The 24273-nt window shown below is 72.6% G+C and carries 25 protein-coding genes and 3 tRNA genes; 11 read left to right on the forward strand and 17 right to left on the reverse strand.

Annotated elements, in window-relative coordinates:
- Positions 1–69: 69 nt before the first annotated feature.
- Positions 70–1401, reverse strand: a complete 1332-nt coding sequence (locus DMB42_RS16445) for an MFS transporter (RefSeq protein ID WP_185844690.1) — start codon at positions 1399–1401, stop codon at positions 70–72.
- A 91-nt stretch (positions 1402–1492) separates the two neighbouring features.
- Here DMB42_RS16445 and DMB42_RS16450 point away from each other — a divergent pair, with 91 nt between their 5' ends.
- From DMB42_RS16450 to DMB42_RS16470, 5 genes are all read left to right on the forward strand, one after another.
- On the forward strand, positions 1493–2173 hold the full coding sequence (locus DMB42_RS16450) for a GntR family transcriptional regulator (RefSeq protein WP_125635405.1): 681 nt from the start codon (positions 1493–1495) through the stop codon (positions 2171–2173).
- A 9-nt stretch (positions 2174–2182) separates the two neighbouring features.
- The gene (locus DMB42_RS16455) at positions 2183–2545 is read left to right on the forward strand and encodes a DUF2203 domain-containing protein (RefSeq protein ID WP_125635407.1); all 363 of its coding nucleotides are present in this window, start codon (positions 2183–2185) and stop codon (positions 2543–2545) included.
- A gap of 73 nt (positions 2546–2618) precedes the next feature.
- The gene (locus DMB42_RS16460) at positions 2619–3563 is read left to right on the forward strand and encodes a hypothetical protein (RefSeq protein ID WP_125635409.1); all 945 of its coding nucleotides are present in this window, start codon (positions 2619–2621) and stop codon (positions 3561–3563) included.
- A gap of 6 nt (positions 3564–3569) precedes the next feature.
- A complete protein-coding gene (locus tag DMB42_RS16465) occupies positions 3570–4526 on the forward strand; it encodes a hypothetical protein (protein ID WP_125635411.1) in 957 nt (318 codons plus the stop codon).
- 56 nt (positions 4527–4582) lie between these two features.
- Positions 4583–5116, forward strand: coding sequence for a CGNR zinc finger domain-containing protein (locus DMB42_RS16470; protein WP_260477733.1), 534 nt, complete (start codon positions 4583–4585; stop codon positions 5114–5116).
- 11 nt (positions 5117–5127) lie between these two features.
- Here the strand turns inward: DMB42_RS16470 and DMB42_RS16475 are convergent, their stop codons facing one another.
- A complete protein-coding gene (locus tag DMB42_RS16475; RefSeq protein WP_125635413.1) occupies positions 5128–6303 on the reverse strand; it encodes an MFS transporter in 1176 nt (391 codons plus the stop codon).
- Positions 6304–6503: 200 nt separating this feature from the next.
- Between DMB42_RS16475 and DMB42_RS16480 the strand changes: the two genes are divergently transcribed.
- Positions 6504–7133, forward strand: a complete 630-nt coding sequence (locus DMB42_RS16480) for an alpha-ketoglutarate-dependent dioxygenase AlkB (RefSeq protein WP_125635415.1) — start codon at positions 6504–6506, stop codon at positions 7131–7133.
- 37 nt (positions 7134–7170) lie between these two features.
- On the opposite strand, the gene DMB42_RS16485 is transcribed toward DMB42_RS16480, so the two are convergent.
- The 4 genes from DMB42_RS16485 to DMB42_RS16500 form a co-directional block, all read right to left on the reverse strand.
- Positions 7171–8226: an oxidoreductase gene (locus tag DMB42_RS16485; RefSeq protein WP_125635417.1), complete on the reverse strand. Its 1056-nt coding sequence runs from the start codon at positions 8224–8226 to the stop codon at positions 7171–7173.
- Positions 8227–8371: 145 nt separating this feature from the next.
- Positions 8372–9256 carry a D-alanyl-D-alanine carboxypeptidase family protein gene (locus tag DMB42_RS16490; RefSeq protein ID WP_125635419.1) on the reverse strand — a complete coding sequence of 295 codons (885 nt, stop codon included), beginning with the start codon at positions 9254–9256 and terminating at the stop codon, positions 8372–8374.
- 158 nt (positions 9257–9414) lie between these two features.
- Positions 9415–10593: a glycosyltransferase family 4 protein gene (locus tag DMB42_RS16495; protein ID WP_125635421.1), complete on the reverse strand. Its 1179-nt coding sequence runs from the start codon at positions 10591–10593 to the stop codon at positions 9415–9417.
- The gene (locus DMB42_RS16500) at positions 10590–11435 is read right to left on the reverse strand and encodes a sulfotransferase (protein ID WP_125635423.1); all 846 of its coding nucleotides are present in this window, start codon (positions 11433–11435) and stop codon (positions 10590–10592) included. The genes DMB42_RS16495 and DMB42_RS16500 overlap by 4 nt, the downstream gene beginning before the upstream one ends.
- 193 nt (positions 11436–11628) lie before the next feature.
- Between DMB42_RS16500 and DMB42_RS16505 the strand changes: the two genes are divergently transcribed.
- Positions 11629–12609 carry a LacI family DNA-binding transcriptional regulator gene (locus DMB42_RS16505; RefSeq protein ID WP_125635839.1) on the forward strand — a complete coding sequence of 327 codons (981 nt, stop codon included), beginning with the start codon at positions 11629–11631 and terminating at the stop codon, positions 12607–12609.
- Between the two features lie 58 nt (positions 12610–12667).
- Positions 12668–13285 (forward strand): phosphatase PAP2 family protein, encoded by a 618-nt coding sequence (locus tag DMB42_RS16510; protein ID WP_125635425.1) that lies wholly within the window; start codon positions 12668–12670, stop codon positions 13283–13285.
- Here the strand turns inward: DMB42_RS16510 and DMB42_RS16515 are convergent.
- From DMB42_RS16515 to DMB42_RS16540, 6 genes are all read right to left on the reverse strand, one after another.
- Complete coding sequence (locus tag DMB42_RS16515) at positions 13222–13842, reverse strand: maleylpyruvate isomerase N-terminal domain-containing protein (protein WP_125635427.1); 621 nt, start codon at positions 13840–13842, stop codon at positions 13222–13224. The genes DMB42_RS16510 and DMB42_RS16515 overlap by 64 nt on opposite strands.
- A 103-nt stretch (positions 13843–13945) precedes the next feature.
- Positions 13946–14410 (reverse strand): cupin domain-containing protein, encoded by a 465-nt coding sequence (locus tag DMB42_RS16520; protein ID WP_125635429.1) that lies wholly within the window; start codon positions 14408–14410, stop codon positions 13946–13948.
- A gap of 356 nt (positions 14411–14766) precedes the next feature.
- Positions 14767–14841, reverse strand: a tRNA-Val gene (locus DMB42_RS16525).
- A gap of 1 nt (position 14842) precedes the next feature.
- Positions 14843–14916, reverse strand: a tRNA-Cys gene (locus DMB42_RS16530).
- Between the two features lie 16 nt (positions 14917–14932).
- A tRNA-Gly gene (locus DMB42_RS16535) sits at positions 14933–15004 on the reverse strand.
- Positions 15005–15046: 42 nt separating this feature from the next.
- On the reverse strand, positions 15047–15688 hold the full coding sequence (locus tag DMB42_RS16540) for an ACT domain-containing protein (RefSeq protein ID WP_125635431.1): 642 nt from the start codon (positions 15686–15688) through the stop codon (positions 15047–15049).
- A gap of 77 nt (positions 15689–15765) precedes the next feature.
- Between DMB42_RS16540 and dusB the strand changes: the two genes are divergently transcribed.
- Positions 15766–16875, forward strand: coding sequence for a tRNA dihydrouridine synthase DusB (gene dusB / locus DMB42_RS16545; protein ID WP_260477735.1), 1110 nt, complete (start codon positions 15766–15768; stop codon positions 16873–16875).
- 68 nt (positions 16876–16943) lie between these two features.
- On the opposite strand, the gene DMB42_RS16550 is transcribed toward dusB, so the two are convergent.
- A complete protein-coding gene (locus DMB42_RS16550; protein WP_125635435.1) occupies positions 16944–17723 on the reverse strand; it encodes a phytanoyl-CoA dioxygenase family protein in 780 nt (259 codons plus the stop codon).
- Positions 17724–17764: 41 nt separating this feature from the next.
- Between DMB42_RS16550 and DMB42_RS16555 the strand changes: the two genes are divergently transcribed.
- Positions 17765–18661, forward strand: a complete 897-nt coding sequence (locus DMB42_RS16555; protein WP_221762183.1) for an AraC family transcriptional regulator — start codon at positions 17765–17767, stop codon at positions 18659–18661.
- An 18-nt stretch (positions 18662–18679) separates the two neighbouring features.
- On the opposite strand, the gene DMB42_RS16560 is transcribed toward DMB42_RS16555, so the two are convergent.
- Positions 18680–19183 (reverse strand): DUF2087 domain-containing protein, encoded by a 504-nt coding sequence (locus tag DMB42_RS16560; protein WP_125635437.1) that lies wholly within the window; start codon positions 19181–19183, stop codon positions 18680–18682.
- Between the two features lie 8 nt (positions 19184–19191).
- Between DMB42_RS16560 and DMB42_RS16565 the strand changes: the two genes are divergently transcribed.
- Positions 19192–19755, forward strand: a complete 564-nt coding sequence (locus DMB42_RS16565) for a hypothetical protein (protein ID WP_125635439.1) — start codon at positions 19192–19194, stop codon at positions 19753–19755.
- 121 nt (positions 19756–19876) lie between these two features.
- Here the strand turns inward: DMB42_RS16565 and DMB42_RS16570 are convergent, their stop codons facing one another.
- Genes DMB42_RS16570 through DMB42_RS16580 form a run of 3 tightly spaced genes read right to left on the reverse strand, consistent with a single transcriptional unit; the run spans position 19877 to position 24210 of the window.
- Positions 19877–22384 (reverse strand): RNA helicase, encoded by a 2508-nt coding sequence (locus DMB42_RS16570; protein WP_125635441.1) that lies wholly within the window; start codon positions 22382–22384, stop codon positions 19877–19879.
- A 37-nt stretch (positions 22385–22421) separates the two neighbouring features.
- Positions 22422–22919: a GNAT family N-acetyltransferase gene (locus DMB42_RS16575; protein ID WP_185844691.1), complete on the reverse strand. Its 498-nt coding sequence runs from the start codon at positions 22917–22919 to the stop codon at positions 22422–22424.
- Positions 22920–22956: 37 nt separating this feature from the next.
- Positions 22957–24210 carry an acyltransferase gene (locus DMB42_RS16580; RefSeq protein WP_125635443.1) on the reverse strand — a complete coding sequence of 418 codons (1254 nt, stop codon included), beginning with the start codon at positions 24208–24210 and terminating at the stop codon, positions 22957–22959.
- Between the last annotated feature and the right edge of the window lie 63 nt (positions 24211–24273).

Here is a 24273-nt window from a genome sequence, read left to right on the forward strand (position 1 = left end):
TACGGCCCCCGTGGGCGGCGGTGGCAGCCGCCGCCCACGTATTCGCGGCGATCCCGCCCTCCGCCCGCCTCAGGCGAAGGGGCCCACCTGGCCGGGCAGCCTCCTGGGGGTGCCGCTCTCGCCGGCGGCGACGTCCAGGTCGCGGGTTTCCGGGGCGATGGCCAAACCTACGGCGGTGACGGCCAGCGCGACAACCACGTACAGGGACACGGCGAGGGTGGTGCCGTACAGGTCGAAGAGCTTGAGCGCGATGATCGGGGCCAGCGCGCCGCCGACGATCCCGGCGACCTGGTAGCCCATGGAGGCGCCGCTGTAGCGCAGGCGGGTGCTGAACAGCTCGGCGATGAAGGCCGCCTGGGGGCCGTACATGGCGGCGTGGGTCACCAGCGCGACCACGGCCGCCAGCACGATCAGCGGGAACGACCGCGTGTCCAGCAGAGGGAAGAACGCGAACACCCACACGGCCGCGCCCAGCACGCCCGCGAGGTAGACCGGCCTTCGGCCCAGCCGGTCCGACAGCGCGCCGAACAGCGGGATCAGCGCGAGTTGCAGTGCCGAGCCGATGAGCACCGCGTTCAGCGCCACCGACCGCTCCAGCTTCAGCGGCCCGGTGAGGTAGACGATGATGTACGCGGTGAAGGTGTAGAACGCCACGTCCACCCCGATCCGCGCGGTGAAGGCCGACAGCAGGGCACGCGGATGCGTGCGCAGCACCTCGACCAGCGGCATCCTGGCCGTGCCGCCGTGCTGCTCGACCTGGGAGAACAGCGGCGACTCGGTGATCCGCAGCCGTACCCACAGGCCCACGAACACCAGCACGCCCGACAGCAGGAACGGCACCCGCCACCCCCACGACTGGAACGCCGCGTCCGAGAGGGTGAAGGACAGGATCGCGAGCAGGCCGGTGGCCAGCACGTACCCGGCGGGCACGCCGACCTGCGGCCAGCTCGCGTTGAAGCCGCGCCGCCTGCTGTCGCCGTGCTCCAGCGACATGATCACCGCGCCGCCCCACTCGCCCCCGAGCCCGCGGCCCTGGACGAAGCGGAGCACCGCCAGCAGGATCGGCGCGGCCACCCCCACGCTCGCGTAGCCGGGGAGCACGCCGATGAGGAACGTCGAGACGCCCATCACCAGCAGCGTCACCACCAGCACGGTCTTGCGGCCCGCCCGGTCGCCGAAGTGGCCGAACACCACCCCGCCGAGCGGCCGGGCGACGAACGCGACGGCGTTGGTGGTCAGGGCCGCCAGCGTCGCGTTGAGCGGGTCGAGCGTCGGGAAGAACAGTTTGCCGAAGACCAGCGTCGCGGCCGTGGTGTAGAGGAAGAAGTCGTACCACTCCAGGGACGTGCCGATGAGGCTGGCGAGGATCACCCGGCGGGTCTGTTGTGCGGAGCTTGACATCGGATGCTCCCAGATTGTCGAGGGGATAGATTCAACGTAAGGATTGTTGAACAATTCGACAAGAGGTTTGCTCCATGATTCGCTGTCGAACGTGGAAGACGTGGTCGCGGACCTTGCCCGGCACCGGTCGAGACTGAGCCGCAGCAGCACGGCCGAGCGCGTGGCCGACATTCTCCGCGACAACATCATCGAGGGCGCCTTCCCGCCGGGTGAGCGGCTGTCGGAGGAGGCCATCTCCGAGGGGCTCGGGGTCTCGCGCAACACGCTGCGCGAGGCGTTCCGCCTGCTCGGTCACGAACGCCTGCTCGACCACCGGCTCAACAGGGGCGTCTTCGTCCGGCTGCCGTCCGTGGAGGACGTCTCCGACCTCTACACGATGCGGCGGGTGCTCGAAGGGGCCGCGGTCCGGCGCGAGGCGTCGCCGCGGGCGCTGGCGCTCATCGAGGAGGCCGTGCGCGCCGCCGAGCGGGCCGCCGCCCTGGACGACTGGCAGGGCGTCGGCACCGCCAACATCCGCTACCACCAGGCCCTGGTCAGCCTGCACGGCAGCCCACGCCTCGACGAGACCATGCGGCAACTGCTGGCCGAGCTGCGCCTGGTCTTCCACGTGATGAAGAACCCGCGCGCCTTCCACGAGCCGTTCCTCGACCGCAACCGGGCGCTGCTCGGCCTGCTGGCGGCCGGCCGCGCCGAGGAGGCGGCGGCGTATCTCGACGACTACTTCGACGAGGCCGAGCGGCTTCTCATCCACGCCTACCAGCCGAACGGGTAGCGTTTCCGCATGGACCGGATCTTCACCCTCGACGAGGCACGCGCACTGCTGCCCGGCATCATCGCCGAGGCGCGGGAGATCGTCGCGGGCCGCGCCGACCTGGCCGAGATCGCCTTCGACCGCGAGGCCGCCGGCGGGTCGCGGCTCGGCGGGCTGCCCGAGATCAAGGCGATCGAGGCCCGCATCCAGGAGACCCTGAGCCGGTGGGGCGATCAGGGCATCGAGGTCAAGGGCATCGCGCCGCTGCTGATCGACTTCCCCGCCCAGCTCGACGGCGTCTCGGTGCGGCTGTGCTGGATCGAGGGGGAGCCCGAGCTCGCCTGGTACCACCGTACGGATCTGGGGTTCCCGGGGCGCCGTCCGCTGCCCTGAAGCGTGGCCCACATGTGACCAACTCGCCACCGTGCCCATGGGTCTAACCAGGTGAGCGAAAGGATCACCACTCATGAGGCAATCCTCAGTGGCCGCGGCGCTCCTCGCGCCGGCGGTCACCGGCGGGCCGGCGCTCCCGGCCGCCGCCGCACCCGCGTCCACCGGGCCGCCGCAGGCCCGCGCCGCCTGGGTCTCCTCCTGCGACGACGGGACCTCCCCGTGCGGTCCCTGGCGCCTGATCATGCGGGACGGCCGCACGATCACCGTCGGCGACACCGCCGCCCGTGCCAAGGGCCGCGCGACCGGCCTGTTCGCCCTCAGCGGCGACGGCCGCACGATCGCCTACCAGCGGGCCCGCGACCACCGCCTCGTCGTACGGGCCGCGGCCGGCGGCCCGGTCAGGCAACTGCCCGCGTCCCTGCCGGCCGGCGGCGAGGACACCACCCTCCACCTGTCGGCGGCGGGCGACCGGGTCCTCGTCGGCCGCCGGGGCCACGCCGACGTGCTCACCCTGGCCACCGGCCGGATCGCCCGCCTGACCGTCAAGGGCGACCCGGCGGGCTTCAGCGGCGACGGGGACGAGGTCCTCACCACCCGCGGCCTGAGCGACGGCACCAAATGGCTCTACGCCTACGCCCTCGACGGCCGTACGGTGAAGGCGTCGGCCCCCCAGTTCGTGGCCAACGCCTACACCGTGGCGCTGTCCCCCGACGGGCACACCGTGGCCGCGTTCAGCTACGGCAACCAGGACCGCAGGCCGCCCCGGCTGCGCACGTACGACCTGGAGACCGGGCGGCTCTCCGACGGCGTGGACCTCCCGCTCACCAGCCGGACCCCGCCCTCCCACGCGCGCTGGACCCCTGACGGGCGCCTGCTCGCCTACGCCTACGACAGTGACTCCACGAAGTCGCCGGTGGTACGGGTGCTCACCGTCGACCCCTCTTCGGGCCAGGCCAGCCGTACGGACACGTACAAGGCGGGGGCCGGCCACCACACCATCGTGTTCCCGGGGGAGTGACCCACCGTGAGAATCGTTCCTCTGCTGACCGCAGCCCTGCTCACCCTCACCGCCGTGCCCGCCGCCGCCGGCGCCGCGCCGCACCACGGCCACGACAGCATCCGGTACGCCTCCGTCAAGGGCTGCCCGGACAAGGACGGCGCGCTCAGGCCGTGCGGCCAGTGGCGGCTGGTCATGCACGACGGCGGCCGCCGGACGCTGCCCGACGCGCAGGTCGTCGCGCTCGACGCCAAGGGCCGGTCGAGCCTCACCTCGCCCGCGCCGATCGCGGTCAGCGGCGACGGGCAGCGCGTGGCGTACTTCACCAGGGCCGGGCGGCTGGCCGTGCGCACCCTGGACGGCGGCGTACGGCTGCTGCCGAAGGACGCGCTGCCCCGCGTCGCCCAGTACGAGGTGACCCTGCGCCTCTCGGACGACGGCGCCCGGCTGGCCGTCGCCATCCAGAGCGACAAGCCCGCCCAGACCAGGATCTTCGACACCACCACCGGCGCCCTGCGCGGCACCGTGCCCGCGGACGAGACCGTCGTGGGCCTCAGCGGCGACGGCGACGAGGTGCTGTCCACGATCGAGTCCGACGACTCCGTCATCGACCTGGTCTCCCGCGACGACACCGGCGAGCAGCTCGCACGGGCCACGCCGCCGCAGGTCGTGGCCGCCAACGGCCCGCAGGCGCTGGCCGCCGACGCGCACACCGTGGCCGTCGTCGTCCGCGGGAGCAGGACCGAGCTGCTCACCTACGACCTCGCCACGGACGAGGTCACCAGCCGCAAGAAGATCAAGCTCCCGGCCGGCGAGCTCAGCATGATCGACTGGACCGGCGACACGCAGGTGACGCTGCACCTGGTGTCGGGGTCGTCCAGGATGACCATCGTCCAGATCGACACCGGGACGGGCGCCGTCCGGATCAGGGACCGGTACACCCTGCTCAAGGACACCTTCGTCTTCGCCGCCTGCGGCGGCTGACCGGGTCGCGTCCACGGCGGGGCCGGGGGAGCCCCCTCGTGGATACGCTTGCCGTCGTGGAGGTTCACTCGACCAGGGCGATGGCCGTCAGGGCCGTCGAGCTGTGCGTGGCGCTGCTGCACGAACAGCCGACGGTCTCCTCGGTGACGGAGGTCCTGCGCCGCCACGGCGAACACGGCGACCTGGGCCTCGACGACTCCGACGTGGCCGCGATGCGCGCGGCGGCGGCCCGGCTGCGCGACGTGCTGGGCGCCGGCGACGCCGGGGCGGCGGCGGGCCTGCTCAACGGGCTGCTGTCCGAAGCGGGCCGGCCGCCCAGGCTGACCAGTCACCGGGGCACGACGTCCTGGCACCTGCACGTCGACAGCGGCGACGACGCCTCGTGGGGCGAGTGGTTCCTGGCCTCCTCGGCGATGGCCCTGGCCGTGCTGGTCGCCGACCACCAGCGCGTGCCGGGCGGGTTGTGCGCGTCGGCGGGGTGCGGGCGGCCGTACCTCGACCTGGGCGGGGGCAGCCCGCGCCGCTACTGCAGCGCCCGCTGCGCCACCCGCGAGCGCGTCGCCGCCCACCGCTCCCGCACCCCCCGCTGACCAGCCGCGGCTCATCGGCCGCCGCGTTCATCAGCGGCACGGTGGAAGAGCACGGCGACGGCCACGGCCTGGAGCGCCGCGCCGGCCAGCAGCGCGGCGCCCGCCGCATGCGCGCTCAGGGGCCCGGCCAGCGCCGACCCGGCGGCGAAGGACGTGATCTTGAGGCTGGCCCCGGTCGTGAACACCTGGCTCCGCAGCCCGGCGGGCGCCTCGCGCTGCCGTACGGCGAACAGCGCCGTCAGTTGCGGCCCCTCGCCCGCCCCCACCATCGCCGCCGCGACCACGGCCAGCCAGTACGCCCCGGCGAGCGCCCCCGCCCCGGCCGCCGTCGCCATGCCGAGGCCGATCAGTGCCGTGGACCGTACCAGGGTCGTGTCCCACCGCCGGGGGCCGCCGCGCCAGGCCAGGAGGCCGTTCGCGGCCAGCCCGGCCGCCGCCGTGACGGCCAGCAGCAGCGTGCCACGCCCGCTGTCACCGGCGAGCTCCAGCCCGAGCACCGGCGCCGACACGACGAACATGCCCGCCCCCGCGCACGAGACCATCGACCCGGCGGTCGCCCGCCGCAACACCCGGTTCCGCACCACCACCCGGACACCGTCCAGCACGGGCGGCGGCGCGGCGGCGGTGGCGGGCAGGTCGCGGGCGGGCAGGGTCCAGGCCGCGGGGAGGGCGATCAGGAGCAGGGCCACGGAGACCGGCACGGCCGCGGTCCCCCCGCCGACGGCCGCCACCACGCCCACCGCCGCCGGACCGGCCAGCCCGGCCACGTTGTAGCTCATCGCGTCGAGGGTGGTGGCCCTGGTCAGCCGCCGCGTGTCCGGGCCCGACACCAGGGGGAGCTGTCCCGTCCAGCCGCCGGTCAGCGCGGGTCCGGCCAGCCCGGTCACCGCGGCCAGCGCCACCAGGACCGCCCCGGGCGCCCGGCCCACCCCGTACGCCACCAGCAGCAGGCCGCCCGCGTACCCGAGCAGGCACCCCGCGAGCAACCGGCCGGGCCGGCGCGCGCGGTCCAGCAGCAACCCGAGCAGCGGCCCGCCGACGGCCGCCGAGACGGTCAGCCCGGCCAGCAGCGACGCCCCCAGCAGCGGGGACCCGGTGGCGGCGAGCCCGGCGACCAGGAGGGCGGGCCCGGACATCTCGTCGCCGGTACGGGCCGCGACCACCCCGGCCATGTAACGTGTCAACACGAGCGAGACGTTACATGATCCCGTGTTAGGGCGGCGTGTGGGCGGGAAGGAGCTCCGGTGATCGTCCTGGGCGGGCTTCGGGTCCGTCCTGGGCGATACGCCCGGCCTGTACGGGCTGCGTGCCGTACAGGCCGGGCGTCTTCGTGTCCCCCGCAAGCCCAATCGAAAACGTGTTTGAACGATGGCGTAGTATCGGTGCCATGAAAGCCGCGTTCCAAGCGTCTCTGCTGGGTCTCGACGAGGAGCTGGGCCTCGGGCGGCTCGGCGCCACGGTCCGGCGCACCCATCTCGGCGACGGCGCCTGGATCGACCTGCGGCCGGGCTGGCTGACCGGGGCCGACCTCCTGTTCGGGCGGCTGGCCGAGACGGTGCCCTGGCGCGCGGAGCGGCGCCGCATGTACGACCGGGTCGTCGAGGTCCCGCGCCTGCTGAAGTTCTACGACGAGGGGGAGCCCCTGCCCGACCCGGTCCTCGACGAGGCCAGGGTCGCGCTCGACGAGCATTACGGTGAGGAGCTGGGCGAGTCCTTCCGCACGGCCGGCCTGTGCTTCTACCGCGACGGCCGCGACAGCGTGGCCTGGCACGGCGACACGATCGGCCGCGGCGGCACCGAGGACACCATGGTCGCGATCGTCTCGGTGGGCAGCCCGCGCCCGCTCCTGCTGCGTCCACGCGGCGGCGGCCCCTCGATCCGCCGCGACCTCGGCCACGGCGACCTGATCGTGATGGGCGGAAGTTGCCAGCGCACATGGGAACACGCGATCCCGAAGACCGCCCGGCCCGCGGGGCCGCGCATCAGCGTGCAGTTCCGGCCCCGCGGCGTCCGCTGACCCCAGGGCCCCTGCGGCCCTGAGGCTCGCCGTCCGGTCAGCGCAGGCGGAGGCGGGCGATGCGGCCCTGTTCGCCCGACGCCCAGCAGGACAGGTCCGGGGCGCACGAGACCGTGTCGAACGACCCGCCGTCGAACGTCTCCCAGCGGGCCCCCGCCGAGTACGTCACGTCGCTGCCCGAGGGCCCGACGGCCACGGCCGCGAACGGCAGGTGCGGCAGCCACGTCACCCCCGACCGGTACGCCGGCGGCGGGGTCGCGGCGGCCTGCCAGGTGGCGCCGCCGTCCCTGGTGACCGCGCCGGCGTCGGGCGAGGGGTTGCCGGCCTGGTAGTCGCCGCCGACCGCGATCCCGCGATGCCGGTCGCGGAAGGCCAGCGCGAAGACGCCCTTGGCCGGGTCGGCGGCCGGCACGGGGGTCTCGGCGACGGTCCACGTGAGTCCGCGGTCGGCGGAGTGGAACACCCGCGACCGCTCGGCCCCGCCGGTGGCGATCCAGGCGTCGCGCCCGCCCGAGGTCACCAGGCACTGCCCGCTGGCCGCGAACCCGGCCTCGCCGGGCAGCGCGTCCGGCATGCCGCCGGAGGGCCGCACCCGCCAGCTCCGCCCGCCGTCCTCGGTGGCCAGGACGCGGAACCTGCCGTCCACCGGGTCGCTCATGGCCAGGCCGTGCCGCTGGTCGAAGAAGGCCATGCAGTCGTAGAACGCGGCCGGCTCGTCGTTCCTGAAGGTCTCGGTCCAGGTGCGGCCGCCGTCCTCGGTGCGGTAGACGCGGCCGTCCGTGCCCTGGCCGATCGACAGGACGAGGGCGCGGCGCGCGTCGAACGCCTCCACGTCGCGGAACTGGAGGGCCTCGGTGCCGGGTGGGGAGACGTTCTGCCAGGTCCGGCCGCCGTTCACGGTGCGCAGGACGGTGCCGCCGGTGCCGGCGGCCCACACGACGTCCCTGCTCACGGGGGCGAGGCCGCGGAAGCGGGCGGTCACGCCGGTCTCCTTGAGGTCCCAGCCGAGCCCGGGGGTGCCCGCGCGGGCGGGGAGGGGGGCGGCGAGCACGAGCGCCGCGGACATCACGCTCATCGCGATGCGAACGTTCATGTCGGGCAAACTAACCCAACAGATCACAAGCGTCCATGAGCGCGCGGGCCCCGCCCGCCGCGGCCCTCGGGCGGGGGTGAGGGCCGCGGCGGCGCGAGGCTGGGGGGAGGCGCGACACCCAGGCGGGGGTACGGGCGGCGCGGGCTCAGGGGGTCGTGCGGGCGGCGCCCCAGGTGAGGAGGGACTCGGCCGTGGAGAAGCGGCGGCTGGAGACCGACTCGCCCAGGATGACGCCCACGAGCCGGTGTCCCTCCTGCTCGCCGGCGAACGCCAGGCTGTACCCGGCCGCCCGGGTGAACCCGGTCTTCAGGCCGATCGCGCCCGGCTCGCCGAGCAGGCGGTTGGTGTTGCGCCAGCCGTACGAGCCGTGCTCGCCGGTCGCGGCCACCGTGTGGTAGCGGGTGCCGGCCACCTGCTCGATCAGCGGCACCTGGAGGGCCTTGGCGCCCAGTACGGCCTGGTCGCGGGCCGTGGACCAGCCGTCGCCCGCCGGAGTGGGCAGGCCGTCGGCGTTGACGTAGTGGGTGTCGTTCATGCCGAGCGAGCGGGCGGTGGAGTTCATCTTGGCGACGAAGCCGGGCACACCGGGCCCGTACGTACGGGCCAGCGCGTGGGCCGCGTCGGCGCCCGAGGGCAGCATGAGCGCGTACAGCAGCTCGCTGACCGGGAGCCGGTCGCCGGGCCGCAGGTCGGCGGTGGTGCCGCCGCCGTCCTCGGCGTAGCGGGCGTCCTGCGCGGTGATCTCCACCATGTCCGTGGGCTTGGCGGAGTTCAGCACGACGTACGCGGTCATCGTCTTGGTGAGGCTGGCGATCGGCATGCGGGTCGTGGCGTCCTTGCCGTACAGGGCGGCGCCGGACGCGGCGTCCATCAGGTAGGCGGCGCGGCCGTACACGGCGGGGGCGCCGGCGTCGGCCACCACGGCGGGGGCCGGGGCCACGGCGGCCTGTGCGTACGCGGGCACGCCCAGCCCTGTGACCAGGGCGACGGCGCCTGCGAACGCGGTCAGTCGAGCTTTCCGGTTACGCATGCATCCCAGGCTGCCGTCCGTTTTGGGGTGCTTGTAACGAAATGGGCGAAATTTCGTGACCTAATCGTTAAGAACGCCGACGCCGCCGGGGTATCCGCGAGGTAGATCTTTCCCCGCCGGACCGCTCGGCGGCCGTTCAGAAGTCGTCCGCCGCTCGCTCAGCGGCCCGTCCAGAAGTTGTCCGCCACCCGCTCCCCGTGTGCCAGTTCGGCGAACAGGTCCTCCCACATCGGCATCACCAGGTCCGGCCCGTAGGCCCGCGACGTAGCCGCCGCCGCCTCGCCCATCCGCACCCGCAGCTTCCGGTCGCCGATCACCCGGATCAGCGCCTCGGCCAGCCCGTCCACGTCCCTGGGCGGCACCAGAACGCCGTCCACGCCGTCGGTCAGCACGTCACGCGGGCCGGTCGGGCAGTCGAAGGCCACCACGGGCAGCGCGTGCGTCATGGCCTCGATCATGACCATGGGCAGGCCCTCGAACCGGGAGCTGAGCGCGTACACCGACGCCTGGGCCAGCTCCCGCTCCAGCCGCTCGGTACGGCCGGGCAGCGTCACGTGCTCGGTCAGCCCGTGCTGCGCGACCAGCCCGGTGAGCTGGCTCCGGCGCGGCCCGGTGCCGAAGACGCGCAGCCGCCACTCCGGATGCACCCGTACGACCTGCGCGAACGCCTCGATGAGCAGGTCGAACCCCTTCTGCGGCACCAACCGCCCGGCCGCCACCACGACGGGCTCGGCCTGCCGGGACCGCTCCTGGTCCACCCGGTGGACGGCGTTCGGGATCACCACGACCGGCGTGTCCGGCAGCAGGCGCTGATATTCGAGCTTGTTGGTCCTGGTCAGCACGGTCACCGCGGCGAACCCGCCGTAGTGGCGGGCGATCTCCCGCCGGATCGTGTCGGGGTAGGCGGACAGGTTCATGTGCTCCTGGGCGACCTTGACCACGTCCGCGGGGGTGCGGCGGGCGGAGATCAGGTTCAGCGCGGGCCTGGTCGTCACCAGGATGCCGCCGCTCAGGCCGGAGACGTAGTCCATCGCGGCCCGCTCGACCCGCTCGGTGAAGTAGTCGGCCGCGAACTCGCCCCTCGGCACGATCTTCCCGCGTACCCGCCGCCACGCCCTGCGGCCGATGGAGTCGGGGCGCCTGCCCTCGCGCTGGTCCACCAGCGTCGTCAGGGTGATCCGCGGGTCGATCGCGAACTGCGGCGCGTCCCGCCGCCGTACCAGGCTGACCAGCTCGACGTCGTGCCCGGCCGCGGCCATCGCGTTCGCCTGGTTGACCACCGTGCGGATCGTCCCGCCCATCCCGTACGCGTGCAGCATCAGGTAGCGGATCTTCACGTCAGATACCCCCAGGTCCGGGAGATGGGCTTGAGGGGGCCGGGGATCTGCTCGGGGGCGGGCAGCTCGCGGGCCGCCTGGACGGTGCCCGTCCTGATCTTGTCCCGCCAGTCGCCGAGCCCCTTCTCCAGCACCCGCTGCTCGCCGTAGGAGAGCATCCGCGGCTCCCAGTCCAGGCGCAGGTACGCGCAGATCTCGCGGGTGACGCGCTCGGGCTCGGCGCTCAGCTCCTCGTACCTGACGGTCAGTCCGGGCAGCGCGGACCTGGCCTTCTGTACGGCCTTCATGTACCGCAGGGCATCGAGCGCGGCCTCCTCCGGGGTACGCCGGTCGGGGCTGGCCTCGTGCCAGGAGGTGGCGATGGAGGCGGGGTGGCGCAGCAGGAAGACGAACCGGGCATCCGGCCAGCAGGTGGCGATGCGCTGGTGGGCGAAGGCGTTGGCGGGGGTCTTGTCCACGATGTACCGCTTGCCGCTGCGTACCAGCTCCCGGTGGAGCACCCGGTCCCACAGCAGGTGTTCCAGGTCGGCCTGGTTGTGCCCGAGCGCGTCCATGGCCTTGGCCGCCAGCGCCGTGTCGAACTGCACCCGCAGCCGCCGTACGTGCAGCTCGTGCGGGGCGTGCAGGTCGGGGTGGGCGTTCAGGATCGCGCGCAGGAGCGTGGAGCCGGACCGTACCGGCGACAGGAGGAAGACGGGGGATTCGAGCAGCCGGTCGGTTAGCGGATCCGCGGGCGGTCTGATCTCGGGAGCGGGCGGGGGAGAGGGCTGGCCCTCGGCCCGTTCGATCTGGAATCCGGTGAACCTGACCAGCGCCTTGTTGACGTGCCGCTGCCAGTTCATGGCGAGGGACATTACCTAGCGTTCCTGGCAGTTACCTGGCAACGTCATGCCCCCGACCAGCGCTCGGCCGTTCCCGGCGGGTCGTTCCGGCCGCTCCTCGCCGTCGCACGGTCTCCCCGTACGCCTGTTAGCGTTACCGCTGACAGGGAGGTGAGCCGGGGTGAAAGCGAAGGGCGACAGGCCGGCGGTGCTCATGGACGTGGCCGTACGCGCCGGCGTCTCGGCCATGACGGTCTCGCGTGTGCTCAACGCGCCCGACCGGGTCCGCGCGGAGACCAGAGCGCGGGTCATGGCCGCGGTGCGCGAGCTCGACTACCGGCCCAACCAGGCCGCCCGCCAGCTCGTCACCGGCAGGTCCGGCGTGCTCGGCGTGGTCAGCATCGACACCACCCTCTACGGCCCCGCCTCCACGCTCTACTACATCGAGCAGGCGGCCAGGCGCGCCGGCTTCAACGTCAGCATCGCCAGCCTGCCCTCGCTCAGCCGCCGGTCGATGGAGGAAGGCATCCAGCGGCTGCGCGCCCAGGCGGTCGACGGCGTGATCATCGTCGCGCCGCACGAGTCGGCCGCCGACGGCCTGCGCCACCTGCCGCCGGAGATGCCGGTGGTGGCCGTCGACGCCGGCGACGACATCCCCGTACCGGTGGCCAAGGTCGACCAGCAGGCGGGGGCCAGGCGGGTCACCCGTCACCTGCTCAGCCTCGGCCACGAGACGGTCTGGCACGTCGCGGGCCCGGCCGACTGGCTCGACGCCAACGGCCGTATCGAGGGCTGGCGCGGTGTGCTGGAGGCCGCCGGCCGGGAGGTGCCCGAGGTGCTGCGCGGCGACTGGAGCGCCCGCTCGGGCTACCGGCTCGGCCGCCAGCTGGGCGACAACCCCGACGTCACGGCCGTGTTCGTGGCCAACGACCAGATGGCGCTCGGCGTGCTGCGCGCGCTGCGCGAGGCCGGCAGGCGCGTCCCCGAGGACGTCAGCGTGGCCGGCTTCGACGACATCCCCGAGTCGGCCTACTTCTGGCCCCCGCTGACCACCGTGCGGCAGGACTTCGGCGAGGTCGGCAGGCACGCCTTCCACCTGCTGCTCGACTTCATGGCCGGCCACGAGCCCGAGCCGCGCCGGCTGGTCGAGCCCGAGCTCGTGGTCAGGGAGAGCACCGGCGCCAGGCCGTCCTGAGCATGACCGGCGTCGCCGGCGGGCAGAGGCGGGGCACATCGAGGAGGCGATCGGCTGGATGGTGCTGCTCAAACGTTTCGACGCCTGGGACAAACAGGCCTTCGACCGGATAGCCCGCGCCGACCTGCCGCACCTCGACGCCCTGCTGCCGCACCTGTCGTCGGCCGCCGACAACTCGGTCCTGTGGGGGCTGGTCGCGGGCGTCCTGATGATGACGGGCCGGCCGCGGCTGCAGCGGGCCGGACTGCGCGGGCTGCTGGCGATCTCGCTGGCCAGCCCGCTGACCAGCATGGTCGCCAAGCAGGCGTTCCGTCGGCCGCGCCCGCTGACGGACCTCATCCCGGTGATCCGGCGCCGCCGGGTGCCGGCATCCTCCTCGCTGCCCTCGGGGCACAGCGCCTCCGCGGTCGCCTTCGCCGTGGCGGTCGCCAGGGACGCGCCGCTCCCGGTCGCCGCCCCGGTCACACTCCTCGCCGCCGGGGTGGCCGCCTCCCGCGTGTACGTGGGCGCGCACTACCCGGGCGACGTCATCGCCGGGATCGCCGTCGGCGCGGCGGCCGGCTGGGCCGCCCGATCCTACGGCCGCCACCTGCTCGCCACGACGTACCCGCGTCAGGTCAGGAGGGGGAAGCGGGGGTCGGACGGGGGGATGCGGCCAGTGGCTTCGAGGACGTAGGCCGGGAGGTCCAGGCGGGGCGGGCAGGGTGTGCCGAGGAGGCCGTCGAGGGTCGTGCCCGCCAGTTCCAGCGCCTCCTGGGCCGGCGGGCGTTCGGAGCGGAGGTCGAGGTGGTGGACGGCGGCCTCGGTGGCGAGGGTGGCCAGGAAGTCGGGTACGGCGAGCACGTGGCCCTGCGTCTCGACGAACCCCGCCGGATCGGCCGCGTACGCCGCCCGCACCGCCGCGGGCGCGGTGTCCTCCCACACCCGCAGGACGCCGGAGGGCCGCGTGAAGGCGGAGGCCGACCTGCGCACCCACCAGGCGTGCGCGTCCGAGTCGTCCGGGCCGGGGTTGACGGAGTTCCAATAGGTGACGTGGTCCACGTCGGGCGGGCCGTCCACGGGGGTGGCGAGGGCGACGAGGGCTCGCTGGGCGTCGCACAACACGTGGAACAGCAGGTCGACCCCGGCCCAACCGGCGCATCTGGTGGGACTGAGCAGGTCCGTCCCGTTCACCGTGGCGGTGAACTCGCGGTAGGCGGCGGCCAGCGCGGTACGGGCACGTTCGATGTCCATGAGGATGCCCCTTCCCGCGAGGCGGCCCGATGACCGGAACGCCCCCGGCCGATGACCGGAACCTCCCCCGGCCGCTGCGGTACCGGCCGGGGGAGCGGGAACGTCAGGCCGCGGGCGGCCCGTCGAGGATCGCCACGCCGTACTCCGCCAGAAGGTCGAGGTTGTCCGCGTCGTGCCGCGCTTCGGCGGCCCCGACCGACCGGAAGTAGCCTTCGACCGCTCCGGGGTTGTTGATGACGAGGATCTCGGCGGTGGAGGTGATCGGCTGGAGCGTGTGGGGCACCAGCCGGGGGCCGTAGACGTAGGCGCCGGCTTCGGCGTCGTACGTGTCGCAGGTGTCGAGCGAGGTCGATCCGACCCAGAACCGTACGCGGCCCGACAGGACGATCCAGCTCTCGTCCTCCCTGCTGTGGGAGTGCAGGGGCGGGGCGCCGGCGCGGCTCATGGTCAGGCGCGAGACGGTGACCACTCCGTCCGTCTCGGCGGTCGAGACGACCTGTTCGATCTTCTCCTGGTAGTAGCGGTAGACCGGGCCGTCACCGGGGTTGCGCACGAGAGCGACGCTCATCTCAAGTCCTTCCAGCCGAACGGGTGGGGCTCTGACCGATGCGCATCCGTTTCACGGTAACAAGTTGAAGCTTCAACTACAAGGCCACGCCCCAGTCCGACAGGCGGGTGGCGGGGGAGCCGCCGTAGGCCAGGAGCACGCTGCGCAGGGGGGAGGGAACGCGACTCGGGACAGGGCGCCTCCGCCGGCTCGGCAGTGGGCCGCCCGGTCCGCTTCCACCCGCCACGGGACCGCCGAAAACGAAATCTACAATGTAAAGGCGCCGGGCCCGCAGCCCGCAGGTGAACGTTCGGCGCTCAAGGAGAAGAGGGCAAGCGAAAGGCCAGACCCCGTGAGCCGGGATCTGGCCTTCGATGTGGTGGACGATACTGGGATTGAACCAGTGACCTCTTCCGTGTCAGGGAAGCGCTCTCCCGCTGAGCTAATCGTCCTTGGAGGTGGAGACGGGATTTGAACCCGTGTGGACGGCTTTGCAGGCCGCTGCCTCGCCTCTCGGCCACTCCACCGAGTCGAACCATTCCGAGCGGAAGACGGGATTCGAACCCGCGACCCTCACCTTGGCAAGGTGATGCTCTACCACTGAGCCACTTCCGCGCTGTCGCCTGCCTAACTCTAGCGCCTTTTCGGAGCAGATGCTCACCGCTGGCGGCGGAGTTGGCGGGCGACACCGCGTTCGGTGGCCGGCAGGCTCAGGAAGATCTCCAGGATCCGGGTGAGCCGGTGGACCTCGATGCGGTGGAAGGCCGGGCCCTCGGAACGGGCCAGCAGGAGGGTGAGCGCGAGCGGCGGCAGCGGGGCGTGGATGGCGTGCACGCCGCCCTCCAGCGTCAGCGCGGCCGGGCGCGGCGGGGCCGGCACGGGGACGACCAGGCCCTGCGGGGCGCGCCAGCTCGCGTAGACCGCGCCCTGGTCGGAGGCGGTGGCGGCCCAGTCGGCGCTGAACAACACGGGCAGGGAGTCGACGAGCGTGGTCAGCGCCCGGTCGCCCGCCGTGGTGATGTACTTGAGGATCTCCAGCTCGGGGTAGGTGCCGGCGGTCTCGCGGGTGGGCCAGACGCCTTCCACGCGTACGTCCTCGACGCTCTCCAGGCTCTTGACCAGCACCTGTCTGGGGGTGCTCTCGGGGCAGAAGACGGTGATGTCGTCGATCGCCGTGCCTGCGCCCCGGTCGAGGACGGTGACCTGGGTGATGTCGGCCCCTGCCGTGCCCAGGGCCTTGGTGACCTGGGCCAGAGATCCCGGACGATCGGGCAGCGCCACACGCACGCGAAGAAGCATCGATCCCTCCCCTGGGACGGCGTCTCAGCCTATCGGCGAATACCGCTCACGGCCTGAGCTGCGCTACAACTGACGGAGTGAAGATTGGGCCGATTGAGGCGTGGCCGCCCGTGGTGCTCGCGCCCATGGCAGGCATCACGAACGCGGCGTTCAGGGTGTTGTGCCGGGAACAGGGCGCCGGGCTGTTCGTGTGCGAGATGATCACGACGCGGGCGCTGGTCGAGCGCAATCCCAAGACGTTTCGGATGATCAGGTTCGCCGAGTCCGAGCGGCCGAGGAGCCTTCAGCTCTACGGGGTCGATCCCGACGTGGTCGGGCGGGCGGTCAGGATGATCACCGAGGAGGACCTCGCCGACCACGTCGATCTCAACTTCGGCTGCCCGGTGCCCAAGGTGACCAGGCGCGGGGGCGGGTCGGCGCTGCCGTACAAGAGGAATCTGCTGCGGCGGATCCTGAAGGCGGCGGTCGCGAACGCGGGGGCGCTGCCGGTGACGATGAAGATGCGCAAGGGCATCGACGACGACCACCTGACCTACCTCGACGCGGGCCGCATCGCGGCCGAGGAGGGCGTCGCGGCGATCGCGCTGCACGCGCGCACCGCGAAGCAGCACTACGGCGGCGTGGCCGACTGGGAGTCGATCGCGCGCCTGAAGGAGGCCGTGCCGGAGATCCCGGTGCTGGGCAACGGCGACATCTGGTCCGCCGACGACGCGCTGCGGATGGTGGCGCGCACCGGCTGCGACGGGGTCGTGGTCGGGCGGGGGTGCCTCGGGCGGCCGTGGTTGTTCAGGGACCTGGAGAACGCCTTCAACGGCAACCCCGAGCGGGCCAGGCCGACGCTCGGCGAGGTGGCCGGGATGATGGAGCGCCACGCGGCCGGCCTCACCGAGTGCTTCGACATCGAGCGGTACGCGATCGCGGACTTCCGCAAGCACGTCGGGTGGTATCTGAAGGGGTTCGAGGTCGGGAGCGTGCTGCGGCGGGAGCTGGCCACGGCCGAGTCGCTCGACGGGCTCCGGGAGGGGCTGGCCAAGCTGGAGCACGACCAGCCCTGGCCGCCGAACACCGACACGCCCCGGGGGAAGTCGGGCGAACGTCAGAAGGTGCAGCTGCCTGACGGGTGGCTCGACGATCCGTGGGACTGCGTGGTCCCGCACGAGGCGGAGTCGGACGTGTCGGGCGGCTGACGCCACGCCGTGAGCGCGGGCGGCCCGGTGTGGGGCGGTGTGGCCCGGTTCGGGCGGGCCAGTGCTGGTCAGTGGGGGCCGGGGGCCTCGGTGCCGCAGGGGCCGCCGCCGGTGGCCGGGTCCAGGCGCACGCGCTCGCCGTCCATGGTCAGCGTCTCGTAGTACGCCGAGATGCGCTCGGCCGAGCGGCCGGTGTAGTGGCAGATGAAGCTGCGCCTGAACCGGTCGGCCGTGGTGTTGGGCTCCGATCCGTGCACCAGGCTGCCGTTGAAGAACAACACGTCCCCGGGTTCCATGCCCACGGGCACCCGCTCCAGGCCGGGCGGCGGGGGGACGTACTCGCGGGTGAAGGAGAGGTCGCGGTCGGCCTCCTCGGGGCAGAACAGGTCCATCAGGTGGGTGCCGGGGACCACTTCGAGGCCGCCGTTGGCGCGGTCGACGCGGTCGAGCGCCACCCACACCGCCACGCACGTGCCCGGTTCGACGCGCAGGTAGAAGTTGTCCTGGTGCAGCGCCTGCCCGCGCGCGCCCGGCGGCTTGAAGTAGAACATGCTCTGGGCTGCTATCGGCTCCTCGTCCAGCAGCTCGCGCAGGATCGCGGCGAAGCGGGCGTCGAGCAGGTAGCGCAGGGCGACGTCGTTCACCTGGTGGGGGTGCATGACGCGCGGGTAGTCGCGCAGGACGTCGTACGGCGCGTCCGGGTCCTGGGGGCGGGGCGCGAAATGGCCGGGGATCGGGCCGCCGGCGTGCAGGGTCATGAACTCCTCGCGCAGCTCGGCCACCTCCTCGGGGGCCAGCAGCGCGGGGACGAGCACGTAGCCGCGGTCGTGGAAGTCGTTCAGCCTCATGCCCTTCACGGTAGGCACCAGGCTCGTGCGACGGTATGACTGTGAACGCTGAGAACCTGTCTGTTCCTGCTGCCGAGCTGATGATCGTGGGCCACTTCGACAAGCCGGCCGGCTACGGCACGCGCCGTCCCCACGGGTCGCCGAGCTGGCTCCTGCTGTGGACGCAGGCGGGGGAGGGGGGGGGGGGGGAGGCGGGGGCGTCGTTCGCCGTACGGGAGGGGGATCTGGCGGTGCTCGGGCCCGGGGCGGCGCAGCGTTACCGGGTGGCGCCGGGGGCGGGGCGATGGCGGTTCTGGTGGGTGCACTTCCAGCCGCGTCCCGCGTGGACGGCCTGGCTGGCTCCGTACGCGCTGGCCGCCGGATGCCACCTGGTCGAGGACGTGCCGGCCGGGGTACGCGAGCGCGTCGGCCGGGCCTTCGAACGCGCGCTCCAGGATGCCCGCTGGCTCCCCGGCCACACCACCCCCGGCCCCCCGACGCCCGGCAACGCGCCCGTGCCGGCGGTGGTGATGTCGAGCCCGGCCCGTGAGCTGGTGCTGGGCGCGGTGGAGGAGGTGCTGGTGCTGGCCACGGCCTCCACCGGGGCGGCCCGGTCCGGAGGGGAGGGCGGGGGCGGCGACGAGCGGGTGCGCCACGCGCTCGACCTCATCGCCGCCGAGCCGGGCGCGCCGCACTCGGTCGCCTCGCTGGCCCGCGCCGTGGCCCTGTCGCCCTCCAGGTTCGCCCACCTGTTCGCGGCCGGCACGGGCCAGGCCCCGATGGCCGCCGTACGCCGGGCGCGGGTGCGGCACGCCGCGAGCCTGCTGGAGGTGACCGACCTGGACGTCGGCCAGGTGGCCGCCGCCTCGGGCTTCGTCAGCCCGTTCCACTTCAGCCGCGCCTTCAGGCGCGAGTACGGCCTCCCACCCCGCGACTACCGCGCCCGCCTGCGCCCCTGACCGGCACCTCGCCCGGCCTCACACCTCGACCGGGCCGCCGCTGCGCCAGTAGACGTTGCCCTCCCTGGACAACATCCCCTCGTCCACCAGGTAGCGCCGCAGCGCCGCGAAGTCGTCGTGGAAGGCCCGCAGCGCCACGTTGACGTCGCTCTCCGGGTAACGCACGCCCGGCTCGAACACCCGCGAGATGTAGCGCAGCACGACCAGCCGCTTGTCGCGGCGCATGACCGTGGTCGTCAACCGGCCGTCGACCAGGAACGTGCGCAGCACCCGCTCCTCGGCGCTCAGCTCCTCCGGAGGCTCGGCCCGCTGCCGCAGCAGCTCGCGGAAACGTTCCGGACGCGCCCGCCACTCGCCGTCGTCGCCGGGCTCGGCCAGGCCGCCGCTGGCCAGACGGTCGAGCGCCTTAGGGGACAGGCCGCCGGTGTCGCCGAGCACCAGGGACGCGAACACGCGCAGCGTGTCCTCCTGGTAGAGCAGCCCGAGCACGCGTCTGAGGTCTTCTTCGCTCACCCCTACCATTTTGTCCCATGATCGCAGCACTGTTCGTCGCCGCCAGTCTCGCTGTCCCGGGCAACTTCCTGCTCTACGAGAAGGCCGCCGCCAAGAAGGACCCCAACCCGGAGCACAGCTGGAACGTCTCGGGCAAGAAGACCGCCCAGCTCGTCGTGGACCCGTGCCAGAAGGCCAGGCTGGGCCTGGCCGGACGGACGGCGGCCAGGACGATCGTCTACACGGCCGTGCCCGACTACTCGAAGTCCGAGCAGGTGATCCTCTACTCCTCGCCGGAGACCGCGGCCAAGGCGGTCGGCGAGCTGCGGACCGCCGTACGGACCTGCGGCACCGCGGGCTACCGCTACAGCCAGGCCAAGGTCGCGCTCGGCGACGAGGCCGTGCTGGTCACCGGCCAGGCCTACGACCACGGCAAGCCGGCGGTCGGTGGCGAGCGGGCGGTCGTGGCCCGCCGGGCGAACGCCCTGATCCTCTACACGGTCGCCGGCGAGTGGGGCAAACCCGCCAAGGCCGACTTCAGCCGGCAGCGCAAGGACGCGGGCACGATGCTCGCCAAGATCTGCGAACTGGCGGAGTGCTGAATGTCTCGATCTTGAGACATCGTCATGACCCAGCGCCTAACTTCCCGACCCGAGAATGAATCGACAAGCCTGTGCCGGAACGCCCTTGCCAGTCCGTTCCGGCACACGGCTTGTTCTCATGTCAGAGCCGGTTGAGCCCGAGCACGTGCAGCACGGCCCGGCCCTCCTCGTCGGAGGCGGTCAGGTCGACCTGGGCGTCGATGCCCCAGTCGGCGTCGCCGGCCGGGTCCTTGATCGTCTGGCGTACCCGCCACAGGCCGCTCTCCTCCTCGATCCGCAGCAGCGCCGGCCCGCGCGCGTCGGCGTCGGTGAAGATCTCCTCGTGGTCGGCGTAGTAGGCGTCGAGCGCCGCGCCCCAGTCGACGTCGGGGGCCAGCTCCTCCAGCTCGTCCTCCTTCTCGACGGCGCACAGCTCGACCAGCCGGAACATGGCGTTGCGCACCAGCACCCGGAAGGCCCGCGGGTTGGCCGTGACCGGCCGCACCTTGGTCTCCAGCTGCGCCTGGCGCTCCAGCGCCTCCTCGGGGTTGGTGAGCTTCTCCCACTCGTCGATCAGCGAGGAGTCGACCTGCCGGACCAGCTCGCCCAGCCACTCGATGAGGTCGACCAGGTCCTCGGTCTTCAGGTGCTCGGGCACGGTACGCGACAGCGTGCGGTAGGCGTCGGCCAGGTAGCGCAGCACCGTGCCCTCGGAGCGGGCCAGCTCGTAGAACTGGATGTACTCGCCGAACGTCATGGCCCGCTCGAACATGTCGCGCACCACCGACTTCGGGCTGACGGTGTAGTCGCCGACCCACGGGTGGCCGCGCCGGTAGGTCTCGTACGCGCCGAGCAGCAGGGCGTCGAGCGGCATCGGGTACATGACCTCGGCGAGCGCCTCCATACGCTCTTCGTACTCGAGGCCGTCGGCCTTCATCTGGGCGACCGCCTCGCCGCGCGCCTTCTTCAGCTGGGCCGACAGGATCTGGCGGGGGTCGTCGAGGATGGACTCGACGATGGAGACCATGTCGAGCGCGTAGGAGGGCGACTCGCGGTCGAGCAGGTCGAAGGCGGCCAGCGCGAACGTCGACAGCGCCTGGTTGAGCGCGAAGTCCTCCTGCAGCTCGATCGTCAGCCGGGCCCGGCGGCCCTGCTCGTCGGGCTCGGCGAACTGCTCGACGATGCCGCCGGCCAGCAGCGAGCGGTAGATGGCGATGGCCTGGCTGATGTGCCGCCGCTGCCACTTGCGGTCTTCGTGGTTGTCGGTCAGCAGGTGTTTCATCGCCTGGAAGCAGTCGCCCGGCCGGTTGATCACGGCCAGCAACATCGCGTTGCTCACCTTGAAACGGGAGTTGAGCGGCTCGGGCTCGGCCTGCTGGAGCTTCTCGAACGTCTCCTCGCTCCACCCGACGAACCCCTCCGGCGGCTTCTTGCGCGCGTAGCCGCGCCGCCGCTTGGGATCGTCGCCGATCTTGGCCAGGGCCTTGGCGTTCTCGATGTCGTGCTCGGGGGCCTGGCAGGCGACGTAGCCGATGGTGTCGAAGCCCGCGCGGCCGGCCCGGCCGGCGATCTGGTGGAACTCGCGGGCGCGCAGCCGGCGCACCTTGTTGCCGTCGTACTTGGACAGGGCGGTGAACAGGACCGTGCGGATCGGCACGTTGACGCCGACGCCGAGCGTGTCGGTGCCGCAGATGACCTTCAGCAGCCCGGCCTGGGCCAGCCGCTCCACCAGCCGCCGGTATTTGGGCAGCATGCCCGCGTGGTGGACGCCGATGCCGTGCTTGACCAGCCGCGACAGCGCCCGGCCGAACCGGGTGGTGAACCGGAAGCCGCCGATCATCGCGGCGATGGCCTCCTTCTCGGCCTTGGTCGCCATGTTGATCGACATCAGCGCCTGGGCCCGCTCCATGGCCGCGGCCTGCGTGAAGTGCACGACGTAGACGGGGGCCTGCCCGGTGGTGAGCATCTCCTCCAGCGACTCGTGCAGCGGCGTCATCCGGTACGAGTACACCAGCGGCACCGGCCGCTCGGCGTGCTTGACCACCGACGTCGGCCGGCCGGTGCGCCTGGTCAGGTCGCGCTCGAACATCGACACGTCGCCGAGCGTCGCCGACATCAGCACGAACTGCACGTCGGGCAGCTCCAGCAGCGGCACCTGCCAGGCCCACCCGCGGTCGGGCTCGGCGTAGAAGTGGAACTCGTCCATGACGACCTGGCCGATGTCGGCCGCCGCGCCGTCGCGCAGCGGCACGTTGGCCAGGATCTCGGCGGTGCAGCAGATGATCGGCGCGCCCGGGTTGACGCTGGCGTCGCCGGTCATCATGCCGACGTTGGCGGTGCCGAAGACGGCGCACAGGTCGAAGAACTTCTCCGACACCAGCGCCTTGATCGGCGCGGTGTAGAACGTGCGCACGTCACGGGTCAGCGCGGCGAAGTGCGCCCCGGCGGCCACCAGCGACTTTCCCGAGCCGGTCGGCGTCGCGAGGATCAGGTTGCTGCCGGAGACGACCTCGATGAGGGCCTCCTCCTGGGCGGGATAGAGCGTGAGCCCCCGTTCGGCGTTCCAGGCGACGAACGCGTCGAAGATGGCGTCGGGGTCGGCGTCGATGTCCTCGGGCAGGCGGTCAACGAGAAGGCTCACGGTATCTATCCTGCCGAAGTTTGCCGTGTGGTCGAACCCGGCACCCTCATCTCAGGTCAAGTTGCATCAGCAAGGTGTCGATCCAGCGGCCGTGTTTGAACCCCACGTTCCTCAGCCGTCCCGCCTCCTCGAAGCCGAAGGCGGCGTGCAGCCGCCGCGAGGCCGGGTCGCCGCCGTCGGCGATCACCGCGATCAGGGAGCGCGCCTCGGTCGCCGACGTACGCCGGATCAGCTCGCCCAGCAGCAGGCGGCCGAGCCCGCGGCCGGTGTGCCCGGGAGCGAGGTAGATCGAGTCCTCCAGGCTGTGGCGGTAGGCGGGTTTGGGCCGGTACTGGCTGACGTAGGCGTACCCGGCGACCACGCCGTCCGCCTCGGCCACCAGGAACGGCAGGCCCGCCGCCGCGACGGCCGCCGCCTTGGCCCGCCACTCGGCGTCCCCCGGCGGTGTCTCGTCGAACGTGGCCACGCCGCCGGTCACGTAATGGGCGTAGATGGCGGTCACGGCGGGCACGTCGTCCCCGGCGAGGGCGCGAATCATCGTCATGCCGTCCGATTGTGGCCCGGGGCAGATGTCGTCGGTGTTACACGCGGGCCTTGGGCGCGGTCATCAGCAGGCCGCCGAGCAGCGCCAGCACCGCCAGGAACGGGCCGCCGCCCGGCGCGAACCCGCCCACGGTCAACGTCAGCAGCCCGGCCCCGACCAGCCCGGCGGCCACCAGCATGGCCCGCGGGCCGGCGTTCCCGTACGGCAGCGAGGGCGGCGTCTCGAACCGGGCGAACAGCCGTACCAGCCCCGACATGACCAGGCACAACATGCCGAACCAGACCGGCCACCCGGCGAACCAGAACAGGCTGCCCGGCTCCGGCGTCTCGACGCCGAGCAGGACCACGACCACGCCGGTCACGGCGAACAGCGCGGGCATGTGCCACAGGTAGACCGTCATGATGCGCGGCCCGGCCCAGTCCAGCACCCGGCTCAGCGGCAGCCGGACCAGCCGGGGACGCAGCAGCGTGGCCAGGCCGATCTGGCCGATGCCGACGGCCAGGATGGCCAGCGTGGGCGGGGCCATGTTCGACATCTCGGCGCCGGGCAGTCCGATCATGCTGCCGGGGTAGGGGCCGAACCCCACCAGCAGCGCCGCCGCGCCGAACCCGCCGGCCGCCATCAGCGCGGGCAGCCGCACCCGTCCCTCGGCGTAGAAGAAGCCGATCTGGTGCACCGCCAGCCACACGAAGACGATGTTCAGGTAACCGGCCGCCTCCACGCCGGTCGAGAAGCGCGCCAGGTCGGTCAGCGCCGCCCCGGCCGCCAGCACGACCGGGACGAGCACGACGTACCGGCGGTGCAGGCGCAGCGCGTACGGCGTGACCGTGACCGCGATCAGGTACACGGCCAGGAACCACAACAACTGCCCGGTCAGCTTCGCGCCCACCTGCAGCGGCTGGTCCGGCACCCCCAGCGTGAGCAGCACGTGGGGGAGCGGGATCCAGACCGCCGCAAGGGGGAGCAACGGCCAGGCGAGCCTCCGCAGCCGCCCGGCCAGCCACTCCTGGTCGCTCTTCGCCGACCGCCCCCGGCTGATCGCATTGGCCGCGCCGCCGGCGAAGAACACCAGCGGCATGACCTGGCTGAGCCACGTCACCACCCACACCCCCGGGGTGGACAACGCGTTGCCCGTGGTCAGCCGCCCGTCCTCGTAGGACAGGACGGGGATCGTCCAGTGCTGGAGCACGATGAGCGCCATGCCCAGCACCCGCAACAGGTCGATGAACGGGTCCCTTCCCGTCGTACGCGGCGCCGCAACCGGCGCGGGACGGTCGAGCAGGACGGTCATGGGGAGCCTCGTTTCGGCGGGGAGCGAATGCCTCAAGGCTTCCGTCTCGCCCGCCCTGGCACA

The sequence above is a fragment of the Nonomuraea sp. WAC 01424 genome, from assembly GCF_003947315.1.
GTDB lineage: Bacteria > Actinomycetota > Actinomycetes > Streptosporangiales > Streptosporangiaceae > Nonomuraea > Nonomuraea spiralis.

Bases quoted from the DNA above. Each gene is read 5' to 3' on its own strand.
- DMB42_RS16485 (WP_125635417.1), bottom strand. From the start codon at position 8,226: ATGAACGTTCGCATCGCGATGAGCGTGATGTCCGCGGCGCTCGTGCTC.
- DMB42_RS16580 (WP_125635443.1), bottom strand. From the start codon at position 24,210: ATGACCGTCCTGCTCGACCGTCCCGCGCCGGTTGCGGCGCCGCGTACG.
- DMB42_RS16510 (WP_125635425.1), top strand. From the start codon at position 12,668: ATGGTGCTGCTCAAACGTTTCGACGCCTGGGACAAACAGGCCTTCGAC.
- DMB42_RS16550 (WP_125635435.1), bottom strand. From the start codon at position 17,723: ATGAGGCTGAACGACTTCCACGACCGCGGCTACGTGCTCGTCCCCGCG.
- DMB42_RS16490 (WP_125635419.1), bottom strand. From the start codon at position 9,256: ATGCGTAACCGGAAAGCTCGACTGACCGCGTTCGCAGGCGCCGTCGCC.
- DMB42_RS16575 (WP_185844691.1), bottom strand. From the start codon at position 22,919: ATGACGATGATTCGCGCCCTCGCCGGGGACGACGTGCCCGCCGTGACC.
- DMB42_RS16540 (WP_125635431.1), bottom strand. From the start codon at position 15,688: ATGCTTCTTCGCGTGCGTGTGGCGCTGCCCGATCGTCCGGGATCTCTG.
- DMB42_RS16500 (WP_125635423.1), bottom strand. From the start codon at position 11,435: ATGAACTGGCAGCGGCACGTCAACAAGGCGCTGGTCAGGTTCACCGGA.
- DMB42_RS16445 (WP_185844690.1), bottom strand. From the start codon at position 1,401: ATGTCAAGCTCCGCACAACAGACCCGCCGGGTGATCCTCGCCAGCCTC.
- DMB42_RS16480 (WP_125635415.1), top strand. From the start codon at position 6,504: ATGAAAGCCGCGTTCCAAGCGTCTCTGCTGGGTCTCGACGAGGAGCTG.
- DMB42_RS16565 (WP_125635439.1), top strand. From the start codon at position 19,192: ATGATCGCAGCACTGTTCGTCGCCGCCAGTCTCGCTGTCCCGGGCAAC.
- DMB42_RS16520 (WP_125635429.1), bottom strand. From the start codon at position 14,410: ATGAGCGTCGCTCTCGTGCGCAACCCCGGTGACGGCCCGGTCTACCGC.
- DMB42_RS16460 (WP_125635409.1), top strand. From the start codon at position 2,619: ATGAGGCAATCCTCAGTGGCCGCGGCGCTCCTCGCGCCGGCGGTCACC.
- DMB42_RS16560 (WP_125635437.1), bottom strand. From the start codon at position 19,183: ATGGTAGGGGTGAGCGAAGAAGACCTCAGACGCGTGCTCGGGCTGCTC.
- DMB42_RS16505 (WP_125635839.1), top strand. From the start codon at position 11,629: ATGGACGTGGCCGTACGCGCCGGCGTCTCGGCCATGACGGTCTCGCGT.
- DMB42_RS16455 (WP_125635407.1), top strand. From the start codon at position 2,183: ATGGACCGGATCTTCACCCTCGACGAGGCACGCGCACTGCTGCCCGGC.
- DMB42_RS16515 (WP_125635427.1), bottom strand. From the start codon at position 13,842: ATGGACATCGAACGTGCCCGTACCGCGCTGGCCGCCGCCTACCGCGAG.